General features: G+C 45.1%; 18 protein-coding genes. 10 read left to right on the top strand and 8 right to left on the bottom strand.

Features of this window, described 5'->3' with window-relative positions; all coding sequences use genetic code 11:
- Positions 1-106: 106 nt before the first annotated feature.
- The 6 genes from BUB18_RS19820 to trmB all read right to left on the bottom strand — a co-directional run bounded on the left by BUB18_RS19820 (position 107) and on the right by trmB (position 4,714).
- Complete coding sequence (locus tag BUB18_RS19820; RefSeq protein WP_073084413.1) at positions 107-862, bottom strand: LytR/AlgR family response regulator transcription factor; 756 nt, start codon at positions 860-862, stop codon at positions 107-109.
- 21 nt (positions 863-883) lie between these two features.
- The gene (locus BUB18_RS19815) at positions 884-2,971 is read right to left on the bottom strand and encodes a histidine kinase (protein WP_143160013.1); all 2,088 of its coding nucleotides are present in this window, start codon (positions 2,969-2,971) and stop codon (positions 884-886) included.
- 18 nt (positions 2,972-2,989) lie between these two features.
- Positions 2,990-3,220, bottom strand: coding sequence for a 4a-hydroxytetrahydrobiopterin dehydratase (locus tag BUB18_RS19810; RefSeq protein ID WP_073084410.1), 231 nt, complete (start codon positions 3,218-3,220; stop codon positions 2,990-2,992).
- Between the two features lie 67 nt (positions 3,221-3,287).
- Complete coding sequence (locus BUB18_RS19805; RefSeq protein WP_073084408.1) at positions 3,288-3,731, bottom strand: IPExxxVDY family protein; 444 nt, start codon at positions 3,729-3,731, stop codon at positions 3,288-3,290.
- A gap of 106 nt (positions 3,732-3,837) precedes the next feature.
- Positions 3,838-4,035 (bottom strand): C1orf53 family protein, encoded by a 198-nt coding sequence (locus BUB18_RS19800; protein WP_073084407.1) that lies wholly within the window; start codon positions 4,033-4,035, stop codon positions 3,838-3,840.
- A complete protein-coding gene (gene trmB, locus BUB18_RS19795; protein ID WP_073084405.1) occupies positions 4,007-4,714 on the bottom strand; it encodes a tRNA (guanosine(46)-N7)-methyltransferase TrmB in 708 nt (235 codons plus the stop codon). Before trmB ends, BUB18_RS19800 begins: the two co-directional genes overlap by 29 nt.
- A gap of 498 nt (positions 4,715-5,212) precedes the next feature.
- Here trmB and BUB18_RS19790 point away from each other — a divergent pair, with 498 nt between their 5' ends.
- A complete protein-coding gene (locus BUB18_RS19790) occupies positions 5,213-5,680 on the top strand; it encodes an Lrp/AsnC ligand binding domain-containing protein (protein ID WP_029465139.1) in 468 nt (155 codons plus the stop codon).
- A gap of 58 nt (positions 5,681-5,738) precedes the next feature.
- Entirely contained in the window at positions 5,739-6,671 is a 933-nt protein-coding gene (locus tag BUB18_RS19785) for a tryptophan 2,3-dioxygenase family protein (protein WP_073084403.1), read from the top strand.
- Here BUB18_RS19785 and BUB18_RS19780 read toward each other — a convergent pair whose 3' ends face one another.
- Both BUB18_RS19780 and BUB18_RS29435 read right to left on the bottom strand, forming a co-directional pair.
- Complete coding sequence (locus tag BUB18_RS19780; RefSeq protein ID WP_073084401.1) at positions 6,672-7,382, bottom strand: alpha/beta fold hydrolase; 711 nt, start codon at positions 7,380-7,382, stop codon at positions 6,672-6,674. It lies immediately after the preceding gene.
- A 54-nt stretch (positions 7,383-7,436) separates the two neighbouring features.
- The gene (locus tag BUB18_RS29435; RefSeq protein ID WP_143160012.1) at positions 7,437-7,637 is read right to left on the bottom strand and encodes a hypothetical protein; all 201 of its coding nucleotides are present in this window, start codon (positions 7,635-7,637) and stop codon (positions 7,437-7,439) included.
- A gap of 112 nt (positions 7,638-7,749) precedes the next feature.
- Between BUB18_RS29435 and BUB18_RS19775 the strand changes: the two genes are divergently transcribed.
- The 8 genes from BUB18_RS19775 to BUB18_RS19740 all read left to right on the top strand — a co-directional run bounded on the left by BUB18_RS19775 (position 7,750) and on the right by BUB18_RS19740 (position 16,480).
- Positions 7,750-8,466, top strand: a complete 717-nt coding sequence (locus BUB18_RS19775) for a DUF4290 domain-containing protein (RefSeq protein WP_073084399.1) — start codon at positions 7,750-7,752, stop codon at positions 8,464-8,466.
- Positions 8,466-9,773: a UDP-N-acetylglucosamine 1-carboxyvinyltransferase gene (gene murA, locus BUB18_RS19770; RefSeq protein ID WP_073084398.1), complete on the top strand. Its 1,308-nt coding sequence runs from the start codon at positions 8,466-8,468 to the stop codon at positions 9,771-9,773. The genes BUB18_RS19775 and murA overlap by 1 nt, the downstream gene beginning before the upstream one ends.
- Positions 9,774-9,869: 96 nt before the next feature.
- Positions 9,870-10,439: a guanylate kinase gene (gmk, locus tag BUB18_RS19765; RefSeq protein ID WP_073084396.1), complete on the top strand. Its 570-nt coding sequence runs from the start codon at positions 9,870-9,872 to the stop codon at positions 10,437-10,439.
- Positions 10,440-10,481: 42 nt separating this feature from the next.
- A complete protein-coding gene (locus BUB18_RS19760; protein WP_073084394.1) occupies positions 10,482-11,744 on the top strand; it encodes a hemolysin family protein in 1,263 nt (420 codons plus the stop codon).
- A gap of 609 nt (positions 11,745-12,353) precedes the next feature.
- Entirely contained in the window at positions 12,354-13,211 is an 858-nt protein-coding gene (gene tatC / locus BUB18_RS19755) for a twin-arginine translocase subunit TatC (RefSeq protein ID WP_073084392.1), read from the top strand.
- A 53-nt stretch (positions 13,212-13,264) separates the two neighbouring features.
- Positions 13,265-13,723, top strand: a complete 459-nt coding sequence (gene rpiB, locus BUB18_RS19750) for a ribose 5-phosphate isomerase B (RefSeq protein ID WP_073084390.1) — start codon at positions 13,265-13,267, stop codon at positions 13,721-13,723.
- Between the two features lie 95 nt (positions 13,724-13,818).
- Positions 13,819-15,351, top strand: a complete 1,533-nt coding sequence (locus BUB18_RS19745) for a M28 family peptidase (protein WP_073084388.1) — start codon at positions 13,819-13,821, stop codon at positions 15,349-15,351.
- Between the two features lie 598 nt (positions 15,352-15,949).
- Positions 15,950-16,480: an HdeD family acid-resistance protein gene (locus tag BUB18_RS19740; protein ID WP_073084386.1), complete on the top strand. Its 531-nt coding sequence runs from the start codon at positions 15,950-15,952 to the stop codon at positions 16,478-16,480.
- Positions 16,481-16,691 lie beyond the last annotated feature (211 nt).

The following is a 16,691-nucleotide window of genomic DNA, read 5'->3' as shown; positions in this document are numbered from 1 at the left end:
ATTGTTACGTATCCTTCGCGCACTCGCATTAATTATTAGGCTTGCCAGCGCCCTGCAAAGTGAGGAAATATAGACGGAACAGGGCTTTTGACAGTGTCAACTGCTTTTAGTGCTCATGATGAAGCCGGGTTAATAAATCTTTCTTTCTTCTTTCCGAGAGCTCTAACATGCTGCCACTTTGCAGAATTACCCGGGTACCATCGCCGGAAACCCGCACCACCGCTGATAAACGGACTATTTGGGAATTATTTAACTGATAAAACCTCAACCCGGAAAATAATTCCAGGTAATATCTGAATGTTCCGGCCGCCGGAAGGATACCGCCATCGCGTAAATGAAAAACGGCCTTGTCGTCCGCTGATTCGAAATATTCAATATCTCCCAATAATACCACCCGCTCCCGGAAATCAGTATCAGAAATAATTACCCGCCACTGGTTACTTTGCAGACTGTTGAAATTCTCCATCAGCACCTGGTACCGCTGCGTCACCTTTTTTTCTTCCACGCGCCCCACCACGGTGGTTACCGCCTGCAATAAACTCTCCTTATCCACCGGCTTCAATATCAGCTCTACCTCACTCAAACGTATGATCTGCAAAAACTTTTTTTCAAAAGCAGTTACAAAAATCGCCTCAAAATTCATCTCCTCCTGCAAGGCGGTGAGAATATCAAAGCCAGTACCATCAGGCATTTCCAGATCCAGGAATACCAGCTGCGGCTGATGCTCCCTGATCCGTGCAATACCATCGTTACAATCTGTAGCCATAGCCGCTATTTCGACGAACGGACAATATTTTTCCAACATCAGGGCAATTATATCCCTGCTGTTGCGCTCATCGTCTATAATAACTGCTTTTACCATATCTAACGTTTACGAATACACTTAAAGTTGTGGAATCAATATCCTGATTACCGTTCCAGCATTACATTCCGCTTCCAACGCTTTGTCTATTATCTCAATCTGTATTTCTGTGTTGTACATTTTATTCAGCAAATCAGCCCGGTTCTGGCTGATTTCCATGCCGGACGACTGATGATGCTTGGGCAAAGAACGCAGCGCCCGCGCGCGGGTAATCCCAATCCCGTTATCTTCCACAATACACTCCAGCATGTCAGGCTCAATTTGTGTAAACCGGATGGAGAGCTTGCCCAGGGCCTGTTTGGGGTTGGTCATGCCATGTTTCACGGCATTTTCCACATAAGGTTGCAACAGCATAGCCGGTATTTCCAATTCGGCAGTAGCAATTTCCGGATCTACCACCACCTCATATTCCATGCGGTTTTCAAAGCGCATTTTTTCCAGACCAAGATAAGTATTCAGATATGTAATTTCATCTGCCAGCGATATAAAATTTCTTCGGGAGAAGTCAAGCGTTTTACGGATCAGATAGGAGAAATCAGACAAATATTTCTGGGCAAATTCAAAGTCGCGTTGCATTACAAACAACTGTATGGAATTAAGACAGTTGAATATAAAGTGCGGATTTATCTGTGCACGGATTGCTTTCAGCTCTATTTCCGTAAGCTTTTTCACATATTCTGTTTCCAGTTGAATCTTGCGCTGCTCTTCGAGCTCCTGCTTTTTACGGAGTATTTCAGTGGTTTGTTCCTTTACCAGCTCTTCCAGTTGCTCATTCAGCTTGCGTTGCAGCTCCTTGTTTTTATTCAGCTGCTTGATCAGCATTTCCTGGGTGCGGGTACGTTCCAAGTGTACCAGCTTATTGCGGTAGCTGAGGCCTGCCAGTACAAAGAAGGCCTGCAGCAGGATTCCGCCGATCAGCAGGATCGTGGGAGCCGACAACTCTCCCAGCGCACCTACTAACCCTAACGGGCGTACGTGAATCAGAAAGGAGCCAAGGCACGCCAGGTACAGGCATACCGAGCCAAACAGGAAGAACTTCACCAACGGGTGATGCTGCGATCTCCTTGCCAGTGCAATAAAAATTGCCAGTAAGGGTACCAGGGTGCCAAAGTATACATAGCCATATATGATAGTAGGGAGATGATATTGCTCCATGGCTATCAGGTATATGCAGATGATAATGAGTCCGCCCACTACGGCTGCCACCCAGGTGAAAATCCTTTCCATAAAGGGATAACGCTCCTTCAGGTTAAGGAAAGCATTTCCAAAAAGCAGGTACATCAGGTAAAAACAAAACAGCAGCCCCGGAATATCCCAATAGTATTTCAACATGGGCCAGCGGTGGAAAAACGATAACTGGTAAGGTTTGCTTTCCAGTCGCAGTGCAAAAAACAGGATGAGTCCCAGTACATAAATTGCGAAGTAGAGGTAGGATCTGTCTGGCAACTGTATATAATTGATTAGGGAGATGCCGAGTATCACCAGTAGCATTCCCAGCAAAACGAGTATCACTACCGATTCGCGGCGGTACCCTTCTACCTGTGCACTCTGGAACTTTACAAATGCGGCTGAGTTGTACAGCGTAGGCTCAAACGGGTTTTCGTTGAAGGATTTATTGATGATATGCAGGTAGAAAGTGCGGGTATCGTGTGGGGGGATGTCGGTAATTAAGCCGTAGTTATTCCAGCGTTCCACGCCACCGCGGTCCAGCATCAGTCCTGTTTGCATCAGCAGGTTCGGGACTTTCCCCGGAGCCTGTTCGTACCAGTACATGAAATCATGCCAGCCGGTAAACAGCAGCCAGGAGGCGTTGGTGTTACCGGGGTTTTTGATGTTGAGTTTGATCCAGCAGTTATTCGGCTTGCTGTTATTGCGTGGGGCGGCATGAAACAGTTGATTGTTGGTATAGAACGGCAGCTGTGTAACTGCGTCGATACTGAGGTTGCCGGTGGCATCTTCGAGGGTGCCGGTGTAAGCGCGCAGATCTATGGCAACAGGCGCCGTCGAGGGCTCTATTGTTAAGGTATCGGGTAGTGCGCTCCCGTTCGTGGCAAAGGTGATAGCCGCTGTGCAACAGCACAGGAACATTAATAGCAGAATGCGCTTCACAAATAGCGAATAAATTATCTAAAATAATTGGTCGATGGCATTGGCCAGTTGCCTGTCCTTTTCAGTAACAATATCACCTGCGTCATGTGTGCACAAATAGATTTCCACCTTATTATACACGTTTGTCCAGTAGGGGTGGTGGTCCATCTTCTCGGCCGTTAATGCTACTTTGGTCATAAAGGCAAAAGCTTCCCGGAAATCTTTAAAGGTAAAGGCCCGGAATAACTGATTGTTTTTTTCTTCCCACATATGCGGAAACTTTTATCGTAGGGCTTTCTACGTGGACTGGTTAAGATTATTATCGGTTATGTCCTGTCTAAAAAATGAGGTTCATCTTATTCCTGATCTCTCGAATATCCAGTAAAGATACTAATTGTACCTGCGGTACGTGTCTTAATTCTTCCACTATTTTTTTCACATCCTCCTGTTGGTAGTAGTCACCCTTGATCATCCAGAGAAAATGGATCTGTTTGAGTTCCGGCAGCAGGAATTCCGCCTGACAATGGTTGTTATAGCAGTAATGCACAACGGCATTGGTAGGCTCATGAAAATCCAGCACGGGGAAGTGGTAGGACCTGTTTTTTTTAGTCAGGGTGATTTCCAGAGAGTTGTTGACCCGGAAATTGGTATGCAGGTGACGGTTAATCTGCCAGCAGAGTTGGTAATCACGGGCAGTGGAGGCAATGCCGATCAAGTGGGAACTCTCAAAAAAGTCCTCCACCAGTTGATCCTGATCCAGCTTCAGTTTAAGTATCGTCATAATTAAAGATAATGGGGAAAATTATGCAATGTTGCAATCGGGGTGTTATTTTTTGATTTTTTCATACCGGAAGCAGGAGGGGAGCCCGCTTCCGGCGTGGGGCAGCTTATGGCTGCTGTATATCTTTTCTTTTATTTAGCAGGAGCGTTCTTTTCGGTTCCGGCACCTGCTCGTAATTGTATGGACAGTGTTTACAGCCGTTACCGCAACAGTGGCCACGGTCCAGGTGAAATTTTTCTGTAAACACCATATAGCCCTGCTCGTTATAATAGAAATCAACCTTTTCTATCAGCGATTTCTTCATCAGTTGCTAATTTAATATTACGCCAGTCCAGCGGCGCATCCGGCAGCTGGAATTTGAGGAAGCGGATGGTGCGGCCATCTGCCAGGTGCGACCTTTCATAGTGCGTTTGTATTTGCAGCAGTGCTGGCACCGGTTGCAGCGCATATACGTCGGAGATGTTCTCTATCAGCTTACATCCTGCCTGCTGTATCACTTCTTTGGTGAACTCATAAAGTTCTTCCGAATCGGTTTTCAGGTTGATGGTAGCGCCAGGGGCGAGCAGTGGCTGATATAAAGCGAGAAATCGCGGGTGTGTCAGGCGTTTTTTTGATTTCGACTGACGCAGGAACGGATCAGGGAAGGTGATCCATATTTCGCCTATTTCGCCGGGGGCAAAATAGTTATTCAGTTTATCGATTTGGGTACGCAGAAATGCTGCATTGCGGAGTTGCTCATCCAGCGCGGTTTTTGCACCTCTCCAGATGCGGTTGCCTTTCAGGTCTACCCCCAGGAAGTTCCTTTCGGGGAACATCCGGGCCAGTCCTACCGTGTAATCACCTTTACCACAGGCCAGTTCTAAAGTTACCGGATGGTTGTTGTGATAGAATTCGTGCCACTTTCCCTGCATCCCTTCAGGATAGATCAATACATTAGGAAAAGTTTCTATTTCTGCGAAGCGTTCTAATTTTTTTTGTCCCATTTGGGCGCAAAAATACAGTTTTGGTTTCAGTCTCAAAAAGAGAAAGGGCCTTTAGCCCTTTCTCTTTTTGAGGATCAGCCGTGCCGAAGGCACGGCTGATCCTCAAATCTCAGGATTTAAATCTCCCAAAAGCAAAAAAGCCCGTGAGCATTACCCACGGACTCTTTAAACCAATTCAGCTGTAGGAGGAGGAGTCGAACCTCCACGGAGCAGTTAGCCATAGTACAAGTAAGATTAGTGGTCAACCCAATTATACTACGTTTATCCTGTGATCCCCACCCCCGAGACAAGAGGGCATGTCTGCCAGTTTCATCATCCCACAATATGTGTATAATCAATACTGCTTTTGCTTTTCAACGGCGTTTTGTGTAATGATTATGATGCAAATCTAAAGAGGTTGGTGATTCTTTGCAAATTTTTTAAGAAAAATTTTTGAATTTTCGATATTTTTTAAATATTTGCATATAACTTTAAAACATTCAAAAACAAATTGTAAAAATGAGCCACAATTTGAATATTGACAAACTTGATTTGCAGATAATCAGCGAGATGATGAATAATGCTGAGATCTCGTATGCAGACCTGGGAAAGAAGTTATTTGTTTCCGGGGGTACTATCCACGTGAGAATGAAGAAACTACAAGAACTGGGTATAGTTAAAGGTACTAAATTACATGTAGATTTAAAAATGATTGGCTATGATGTAATTGCCTTTATTGGAATATACCTGGAAAAAAGTTCCATGTACGATACGGTAGCCAAAGAATTAAGAAAGATACCAGAAATGGTGCGCCTTAATTACACGACCGGTAGCTATAGCATGTTCGCAGAAATCATCTGTAAAGATATTACCCAGTTACGCCGTATTCTGCACGACGAATTACAGAAAATAAAAGGCATTGAAAGAACTGAAACCCTCATTTCTCTCGAAGAAAGCTTTTACCGCACGATCAACGTGGTAGAATAATAATATGGGGATGAGCTGGCCGTAGTTGCCATTTCATTCTTAATTATTAAATTTCGCCATGGTTACAACAGAAATCGCCGAAAAAATACAACGGCTGGAAGAAAAATATGCCGCGATGGGTCAAAACCTCTCGTCCTACCTGGACGGGCTTCTGTACGCGGATTACCTTACTTATTGGGACTATATTCAACTGGATGTGCTGCTGAATCTGCAGCACCCGCGGACTCCGTTTCCGGATGAAAGCATATTCATTATGTATCACCAGATCACGGAGCTGTACTTTAAGCTGACCCTCCAGGCTATTGAGCAGATCTGCCAGGCGCCGGAGGCCTCCGCCCAGGCGTTTAAGGTGCAATTGAAGCGCATCAATAATTATTTCAAAAGCCTGATCAGCTCCTTTGAGATTATGGTGGATGGAATGGATAAGGAGCAATTTCTGAAATTCCGGATGGCATTATTGCCCGCCAGTGGATTCCAGAGCGGTCAGTTCCGGTTAATTGAAATCTGTTCCACTACCTTATCCAACCTGGTGTATGAGCCACAGCGGGAGCAGGTTCGTGGTGCAGCTTTAAAGGATGTACTGGACAATATTTACTGGAGAAGCGGTGCCACTGAGCTGGCTACCGGTAAGAAAACCCTTACCCTCCGCCAGTTTGAACTGAAGTATATGGAGACTTTCCTGAAAACCGCTAACAGGTACCAGGAAAATAATATTCAATTACGCTATAAACAGCTCACTCCCCAGGAGCAGGAAGAAGTAGCACCACTCCTGCGGGAATATGACCTCAACATCAACGTGCGCTGGCCGCTGATGCACTATAAGTCTGCTGTAAGATACCTGCATAAAAAGCCGGAAGATATTGCCGCCACTGGTGGTACCAACTGGCAGCAGTTTCTGCCTCCGAAAAATAAAAGGATCGTTTTCTTCCCTGAACTGTGGACAGAAGAGGAACTGAATAACTGGGGTAAAATCGCCATGGGCGACGAATAATCAATCGAATTGCTGCGTGGTAAAACGCTTTATATGATATGCCAGCAACGGTACGTCTGCTTTTTCCAGCGGGTGTACCGTATCTGGTAATATGGCCAGTTGTGCCAGCGGGAGCGATTTATAAGCCTCAATGGTTTCCTGAAAGGATACCATGCCATCTTTATCACCCATCATTACCAGGCAGGGAGATGCTATCTGCCCCAGATCGGCGGCCTTCAGGAGATTGGTATGTCCCAGCTCCGCAATAAGCAGGGCGGTCATATTTACCACTTCTTTCCAGTCGGATGCGGCATGCCGTGTTTCCAGGACCTTGGCAAACGCCGGTACTTTTTCTTCGATCAGTTCCGGATTCAGCTGCTTTACCTCGCGGGTGGCCGTGGCTTCGTTCCAGTTGAACTTGGTGGCCAGGGTAATGACATGGCCGATCTTTTCGGGGTGGTGCCGGCAGAGGTACAGGGCCACATAGCCGCCCATACTATACCCGAAAACGTGAATGAAGTCGATGTTTTTTTCTTCCAGGTAACGTAAAACCTCACCTGCAAACACAGGGATGCTGAAGCCTTCCGCCGAAAACGGTTGCTGACCATGTCCGCTGAATTCGAGGGTATGTACGTCGTAATGCTGCTCCAGCGTGGATGTAAGCGCGTCGAACTGCGAGGCCGCTCCCAGCGCGCCATGCAATAAGAGAATGGGGATCTTTTGATGCTGCATAGTTAAAACTAAGAAAAAAATAACCAATTTACCCGGCCCTGTGATCATCACTGATCAACAATGCCGGTGGCGGAAGAAGTAACGGCTGCCGCTCAGGGGAAATCGTACCGCAACGTCTTCCGGCTTGCCTCGCCGGCATGCACGGAACTCCGCGTGACTGTCCGCCAGGGACTCAGGTAATTGGCCTAAAATACCTTCCGGGGATAACATGGATATGCTTTTATAAACAATGCCCGGATGTGAAATGTTCCTCATATTTTTTTATTATGTTTGCAATGATGTTGCCGATTAACTTCTTCCCTTTTGAGAATCACATTTGTTCTCATTAAGATGTCTCCTCATCAAATAATTTTATTAAATAATACTAATGGAATACAATACCACGCGTAATCACCTGATAATGAAAGAGTACGGTAGGAATATCCAGAAAATGGTGGAATACCTGCTGACCATAGAGGACGATATGGAGCGCCAGCGTAATGCAATGGCGGTTATAGAGCTGATGGGTACGCTGAATCCGCATCTCAGAAATGTGGAGGATTTCAGACATAAACTTTGGGATCATATCTTCAATATATCCGGCTTTGGGCTCCAGGTGGAGTCTCCATATCCAATTCCTACCAGAGAAACTTTAAAGGCAAGACCTGAAAGACTGGCATATCCTAAAAAATATCCAAGAAACAGGCACTTTGGTAAAAACCTGGAAATGGTGATCGACAAAGCAATTGTCGAAGAAAACCCGGAGAAGAAAGAAGGTTTCACCCAGGTGGTGGCCAACTACATGAAGCTCGCTTATAGCAACTGGCATAAGGAGAGCGTGCATGATGATGCTATCAAAGCTGAGCTGCTGGCTATTACCGGCAACCAGTTGGAATATCATCCAGGTGCGGCTCCGGCAGTAGCAAGCACCCCGTCATTTACCCAGCCTTCCGGCAATACAATGGGTGGTGATCACTTCCGTACCAGCACCGGTAAACGTAAAAACTTCCAGCAGAATCAGAAGTTCAAAGGCGGTAGTAACACTCCAGGCAAAGGAAATAATAACAAGCATAATAACAAATTCAACAAAAACCGGAATAAGTAGTGAGCAGTGCTTTTGAAGTAAGAGGCGGCAACCGTCTGCAAGGGGAAATTGTTCCTCAAGGTGCCAAAAACGAAGCTTTACAGATCATCAGTGCAGTAATGCTTACCCCTGAAAAGGTAACCATATCCAACATCCCCGACATTGTAGATGTCAACCTCCTGATAGAACTCCTCGGTGAGGCGGGTGTAAAGATTAACCGTGTGAGTAGAGATGTCTGTGAATTCCAGGCTGACGCGATCGATCTGGATTATTTGCAGAGCCCCGAATTTAAAAAGAAATCAGGCCGTTTACGCGGTTCCGTTATGATCGCCGGTCCATTGCTGGCACGTTTCGGAAAAGCGTTTATCCCAAAACCGGGAGGTGATAAAATTGGTCGCCGCCGCCTGGATACCCACATCATCGGATTTGAACGCCTCGGCGCTAAATTTATATACGATTCGGATGATAACTTCTTCCGGCTCGAAACCACCGGCCTGAAGGGAACTTACATGCTCCTGGATGAACCGAGTGTAACCGGTACTGCCAACATTGTGATGGCAGCCGTTATGGCTGAAGGTACTACCACCATCTATAACGCTGCCTGCGAGCCTTATTTGCAGCAGCTGTGTAAAATGCTGGTACGCATGGGCGCCAAAATTCAGGGTATCGGTTCCAACATGCTGATCATCGAAGGGGTGAAGTACCTGGGAGGTTGCGAGCATGCCATGCTGCCGGATATGATTGAAATCGGCTCTTTCATTGGCCTTGCTGCCATGACCCAGAGTGAGATCACGATCAAAAACGCCGGAGTGGAACACCTGGGCATTATCCCGGAAAAATTCCGCCAGCTGGGGATCAACCTCGAAATCCGCGGAAACGACATCTACATACCTTCTCAGGAAACGTATGAGATTCAGACATTCCTGGATGGCTCCATCCTCACTATTTCTGATCACCCATGGCCAGGCTTTACCCCTGACCTGCTCAGTATAGTACTGGTGGTGGCCACACAGGCAAAAGGCAGTGTGATGATCCATCAGAAAATGTTTGAGAGTCGCCTGTTCTTTGTAGACAAACTCATCGACATGGGCGCACAGATTGTACTCTGTGATCCACACCGCGCAGTAGTGATCGGCCTTGGCCGCCAGCACAACCTCCGTGGTATTACTATGTCGAGCCCCGATATCAGAGCCGGTGTATCCCTGCTGATAGCTGCACTCAGCGCAGAAGGTAAATCCACCATTCAGAATATCGATCAGATTGACCGCGGATACCAGTATATCGACGAACGCCTCCGGAAACTTGGCGCCGATATCAAACGTATTTAATAAATTCTTCAAGTTCATACCTGCCAACAGAGCCCAAATACCAGCAACTAAATCCTGGTTTTTGGGTTTTGTATTTGGGGTACCCGAGAAATTCATATGGAAAAAAAGATCATTATCGTTACTGCTCCTTCCGGTGCAGGTAAAACCACTATCGTAAAAAAATTACTGGCAGAAATGCCGCAGCTGGCGTTCTCCATCTCCGCTGCTACCCGCGAGGCCCGCGCTAACGAGGTAGATGGCAGGGATTATTATTTCATGACCACCGATGAGTTTCATCAGAAAATCGATGAAAATGCGTTTGCGGAATATGAAATGGTGTACGCCGGAAAATATTACGGTACCCTGAAGAGCGAACTGGAACGAATTTGGAGTAATGATCAGATTCCGATGGTAGATATTGATGTGAAGGGCGCTTTGTCTATTAAGGAAAAATATCACCAGGAGGCACTGACGATCTTTATACAGCCACCTTCTATTGATGCACTGCGTGAGCGCCTCAGTGAGCGTGGAACTGAAACCCAGGCTTCCCTGGATGAACGCCTGGCTAAAGCCCGTTACGAACTATCTTTTTCGCATGAATTTGATAAAATTGTTGTTAATGATGTATTGGAAAGGGCCTATGAAGAAGTGAAAAATCTTGTAAAAGATTTTTTAAATATAAAATAGCCTCGTGATGGTTGGTTTTCCTAATTTGTTATTTTTGTTGAGATGGACGTTTATACACTTATAATTTTAGTCTTTCTGGTACTGCTGGCGGGCTTTTTCGCCGGTATTGAGTCTGCATTCGCGAATGTGAATAAGCTCAGTATTGAACTCAAAAAGAAACAGGGTAGGACTACCGGTAAAATTCTGGCCGGTTTAAATGAGCATCCCAGCCGTTTTCTGGCTACCAGCCTGGTAGGGTTTACGATTACGATCGTGATCTACAGCATTATGATGGCAGGTGCTATTCAGCCGCTGGGGGTAGTGGCAGCACCGGAAATTGCGAACATGCAGCCGCTGGTTATATTCCTGGAGGTCTTGCTGGCGTCTCTGCTGATCCTTTTCCTGGGCTTTTTTATTCCGAAAGCAATTTTCCGTTCCAGACCGGAGGCACTGCTGAGCTTTTTTGCGCTGCCGATTTCCATGATCGCCAAGCCGCTGTATATTATCGGGAATGTACTGGTATCTATTGCTGAATGGATGCTGAAGTATTTATTTAACGTACGCCTGCTGGAAAACAGGGAATCTTTTTCCCGGGTGGATGTGGAAAATTTCATCCGCCAGTCGCAACAGCACGTCAGTGAAAATCAGGAGCTGAACACCGAGCTGTTTGAAAATGCGTTGTCGCTCGCACACGTGAAGATCAGGGGCTGCCTGATTCCAAGAAAGGAAATAGAGGCGCTGGAGATCACGAGCCCGATAGAAAACGCCCGTAGCAAGTTTATGGAAACCAAGCTGTCGAAAATAGTGATCTATGACGGCAGTATAGATAATATACTGGGTTATATCCACCAGCTGGACCTGTTTAAGGCGCCAAAGGACATCCAGTCTATCATTCACCCGATCCTGGCTGTTCCTGAAACCATGAGTGCGATAGATTTGCTGAGTAAGTTCAATAAAGAAAGAAAGAGCATTGCCTGGGTGGTGGATGAATTTGGCGGTACTGCCGGTATTGTGACCATAGAGGATGTATTAGAGGAAATTTTCGGGGAGATAAAAGATGAGCATGATGAAGAGGAGTTCGTAGAAAAGCAGATTGCCGAGAAGGAATATATTTTTTCCGGCCGTCTGGAACTTGATTACTTGAATGAGAAATACGGACTGGATTTTCCGGAAGATGAGAGTGAAACTTTGTCGGGTTATATTATTAATCACCACGAAACCATTCCAAAGATAAAAGAGCGGATCATAATAGATGACTATGAATTTGATATCCTGAATGTGACAGACACAAGGATAGAAATGGTCAAAATGAAGATTTTAGGATAAAAAATTGCAGTTTTTGCATCCTGAAAAACCGCTTATAAAAAAAATATAAACTATTTATATTTTTTTCTAATATTTGTGTTAACAAGACAATAACAATATTTGCTAAAACGTTTTTTAAAAAAGTAGTAGGAATTTAACACGGAATGTATACATTTGCTATAGATGATGTAACACAATGATTTGATTTTTGTTAAAAGGTTGTAAAAAAAGTGTTCCAACATTGATAATAAAATATTTCTCGTTATTTTTGTATTACAAATAAAGCTACCAGAGATTCTTACTTATTCTGAACGCTTGCCATCAATTAGGTAAGTAGTTGACCTGGGAGCCAAAGACATTCTCGAATTCAACTTTTTTGGGGTTAACAAACAATGGATGAAAGGCCGGCTCTTGATTCTTCTCGGGCTGGCTCTTTTTTTTGCCCTAACTCATCTTACTCTTTCCATTTTATTTATTATTTTGATTGCGAACTCTGCGGAAAACGTTTAAACCGTTGCGGAAAATGATGCATTTCCGGTGGTAAAACAGTTCTGTATTTGTTGTATCCATCCGCTATATTTGTGCCTCTGATTTTGATCACCGCATTCAAACCGGTTTGAACACTAGAACATGTTAAAGAAATTTTTTTCGAAGAATAACGATAAGGCAGAGATGTCTTTCTTTGATCACCTGGAGGACCTTCGCTGGCATATCGTTAGATCAGTATTGTCGATTGTGGCGTTCAGTATTTTTGGATTTCTCTATACGCAGGAGATATTGGACAATGTGATATTTGGACCTACCAATGCCACCTTCCCTTCTTACAGGGCACTTTGTGCGATTGGGCATTTTTTTAATCTGGGTGATGCCTTGTGTATTACACCTGTGCCGGTAACCTTTTTGAACTATAAGATGGTTGGCCAGATCATGCTGCAGTTTAAACTGGCATTTATGATTGGCTTCGTGTGTTCGTTCCCGTATATCTTCTGGGAGTTCTGGCGCTTTGTGAAGCCGGCACTGAAAGAGAAAGAGCTGAAAGGCGCCAGGGGGGTAATCTTCTGGGTATCTTTCCAGTTTTTCCTGGGAATATTCTTCGCATATTTTCTGATGGCGCCGTTCACGATTAACTTCCTGGCGTCTTATACTATTACCGATAAAGCGGTTAACCAGTTTTTTATTGATGACTACTTCGATCTGATGTCGCAGATTGTATTGGGTATGGGGTTATTGTTTGAATTGCCGGTGCTGGTATTCTTCCTGACCAAATTTGGACTCATTACACCTAAGTTCCTTCGTTCATACCGCAGGCATGCTGTAGTGGTTATTTTGATCCTGGCAGCTGTTATCACGCCGCCGGATCTGATTGACCAGCTGATTGTGTTTACGCCTTTATACCTCCTGTATGAAATCAGTATCTTTATATCTAAGAAAGCCATGCGTGATCGTGAGAATAAAGAGCAGAATGTAGAAATTGAAGAATGGTCATAATTGTTGAAAAGTAAACGGTAAGCCAACTTCATTCATCTGAAAAATTACTTGTTATGGAAAAATTGACTTTTAATCTTGCACTTCCGGTAGCCATAGGCGCTGATCATGCGGGTTTTGAGTATAAGGAAGAAGTGATCTCCTTCCTCGAAGCAAAAGGTTTGAAAGTAAAGGATTTCGGTACGCATACGAAAGACTCGGTGGACTACCCGGATTACGCACATCCGGTGGCCACAGCGGTAGAGCGCGAAGAAGCTGCATTCGGTATTTTGATTTGCGGCAGTGCTAACGGGGTGGCTATTACGGCCAACAAGCACCAGGGCATCCGGGCTGCTATCTGCTGGGGTGAGGAGTTATCCAGACTCACACGGCAGCACAACAATGCGAATGTACTTTGCATACCTGCCAGGTTTGTAGATGTGGCAGTGGCAAATCAGATGGTGGATGTGTTTATCAACACGCCATTTGAAGGTGGCCGCCACGAAAACAGGGTTCGTAAAATGACCTGCCTCTAAGCAGCTGTTATAAATTTTGTAATTTAAAGAGCCGGGAACTTCCCGGCTCTTTTTTTTGTTAAGAGTAAAGTATCCCAGGCTAAATGTTCTTCCGCATGAAATCTATCCGTGTTGCTGTCACCTGTTTATTGATTGGTATCTCTTTCTCTGGCATTGCCCAGCAGGACCTGCGTACCACAGGGATTGCTGCCAAATACGCTGCAACCATCCAACCAGGCACTATCAGGCCCTGGCTGGAGGTATTGGCCAGTCCGCAAATGGAGGGCCGGGAAACGGCTACAAAGGGCCAGGCAATGGCGGCATCCTATATCATCACCCAGTTGAAGCAGGCCGGCGTAAAGCCCGGTGCTGCCGGTAATTGGGAACAGTTTTATGAAATGTATGAGGATACGCTGATCAGAGGAGTGATTCGGATCAGGAATACGGACTACCATTTTGGGGAGGACTTCATTACTGACTTGTTGGAAAGCAAGTCTGAAACGATCCGTACAGATCAGGTTGTGTTTGCCGGATATGGTATCTCCACGGCCAGTTTCAACGATTATGCAAATGTGGATGTGAAAGGAAAAGTAGTACTGATCCGGGAAGGAGTACCTGGCGGATTACCAAGAGATTACGGTATTACTTATAACAAGTTGTCGGCCGCACGTGCTGCCGGTGTACGGGCCCTGCTGGTGATTTCGCCGCATGCCAGAAACTACCGGTTACTGAATAAAAACAAGCTGCGTCATACGGGGATTTATATGCCGGGAGCGGCCGCGGAGGGGCCTAATTTGTATTATATCACACCTGCCATGGCAGCTGCTTTGCTGGGCAAGGCCTACAACGATAGCCTGTTAGACACCCGCAAAGGTCATTTGCGTATACCTGTTCACGTTAGGGTTCCTATAGAGATAACCCTAGATAAGAAAAGTAATATTTATAAGCCATCAAATATTTTAGGAATAGTGGAAGGGAGTGATAAGAAGGACGAGTATGTTTTTGTGACGGCGCATTATGATCACTTAGGAGTGCAGGACAGTGTATTGTACCCCGGTGCGGATGATGACGGGTCGGGTACATCCGCTGTAATGGCGATTGCCGCAGCGTTTGCGAAGGCGAAGCAGGAGGGGAACGGACCGCGGAGGAGTGTGGTTTTTATGTTGGTTTCAGGAGAAGAGAAAGGCTTGCTGGGCTCCGGTTACTATATCAATCATCCGTTGTATCCGTTGTCGGCCACCGTAGTGGATCTGAATATTGATATGATAGGCAGAATTGATCCTGCCCATGAACGGGATACTAATTATATTTACATTATAGGCGATGATAAGCTGAGTTCGGAGCTCCGCCCGATCAATGAGGCGGCCAATGGTATTACCCGATTTAAGCTGGACTATAAGTATAATGACCCCGGAGACCCAGAAGATTTTTACAGGAGATCTGATCATTACAAATTTGCCCAGCAAAATATTCCGGTAATTTTTTACTTTAATGGTACGCATTCGGATTACCACCAGCCGGGTGACACCGTAGAAAAAATCGAATTTGCATTGCTGGCGCGTAGAGCGCAGCTAGTATACTATACGGCCTGGGAGATTGCAAACAGGGAAGCCAGATTAAAAGTAGACAGGTCAGAAAATAACCGTTAAGACAAACTTTATTAACCAATTGAAAACCTCATTTTCGTATGTACGTCAGTGTTAGTAATTGAAAAACGTTATGTAAAACGGCCACCCAAAAGGTTTTTGTTTATTTTAACAAAAATTTATAAATTTATAATAGAGTCCTAGTCTTAAGAAAACAACATATATGTTGTTTGTTGTATGTGAATTCTATTAGCGAGTTTTTAGCGTCATAAGTGAGTATCGGTCTGTTAGTTTATAGAGCGTCCGGGTACCCGTTAAACATTTTTAATTAACCTGTTGTTGTTCAATTGGTATTTTATTGTTTCAGGGGGATTGTGGCATCAATATCAGATAACCCCATCCATCTGTAATAAGAGAAATACCGAATATGAAAACACCTGGAACCGTAAGGTTGTCGCACCCTGCATGGGAGAATTTCCCCAAAGTGTGGCCCCTTTTTCAACGGTTTTTACACAACAAGTAGTGAATGTGCTTCCGGTACCTGAGTTTTCTAAGTTTTTATTGAGTTGTAATAACTGTTATCGAAAAAATGTCTGATTGTGCTTTAAACGCTTACCTACCGATTATTTGCAGCGGATTGTGAAACCATAAACAAGGATGCATGCCTAATTTTTATAGCGACTATTGGTGGATTTTTTTGCTTCGGGGCATTTTTGCCCTGGTACTGGGGATTTTGGCAATTGTATGGCCGGGAGCCACTTTTACCACCCTGGTAGTATTTTTCGGAGCATATCTGTTCATCGCCGGTACGTTCGCTGTAATAGGAGCAGTAGCAGCAAGGAGGACTTCCGAGAACTGGGGGGTGTTTCTTTTGTCTGGTATTGTTGGTATAATATTAGGGGTCCTCACCATTATTAATCCTTTTGCCACTGGAACTGCGCTGATTTACCTGGTTGCTTTCTGGGCTGTTATAGCCGGACTGTTCGAGATTATAATTGCAATCAGGCTCAGAAAGGTTATTACCGGAGAAGGATGGTATATCGCTGGAGGACTTTTAACTATTTTTTTCGGCATATTGCTATTATCCAACCCGGTGGCCGCAGCCGTCACCCTTACCTGGATCTTCGGCTTTTATGCCATCATCACAGGCGTTATGCTGATCTCTTTATCAGTCAGGCTTCATAAAAGATGAGCCTACCGGATTTTACCCTTATTCAGAATGCCCCATATGCAAGCATATTTTCTAACTAAAACGCATCACTATGAAACTACAAAAAACACCAGATTAACGGCACTTACTATCAGGCTGAAGGTCAGGTGCTGATAACTCCTTTCCGACAGGTCTGAGAAGACTGGCAGCAGCACCGGTTTGGAGCCCGGTGGATACCATCTCTGACGGTCTT

This window comes from Chitinophaga jiangningensis (assembly GCF_900142605.1).
In the GTDB taxonomy this organism is placed as follows: Bacteria; Bacteroidota; Bacteroidia; order Chitinophagales; family Chitinophagaceae; genus Chitinophaga; species Chitinophaga jiangningensis.
This window is presented reverse-complemented; position numbering and strand designations above follow the sequence as displayed.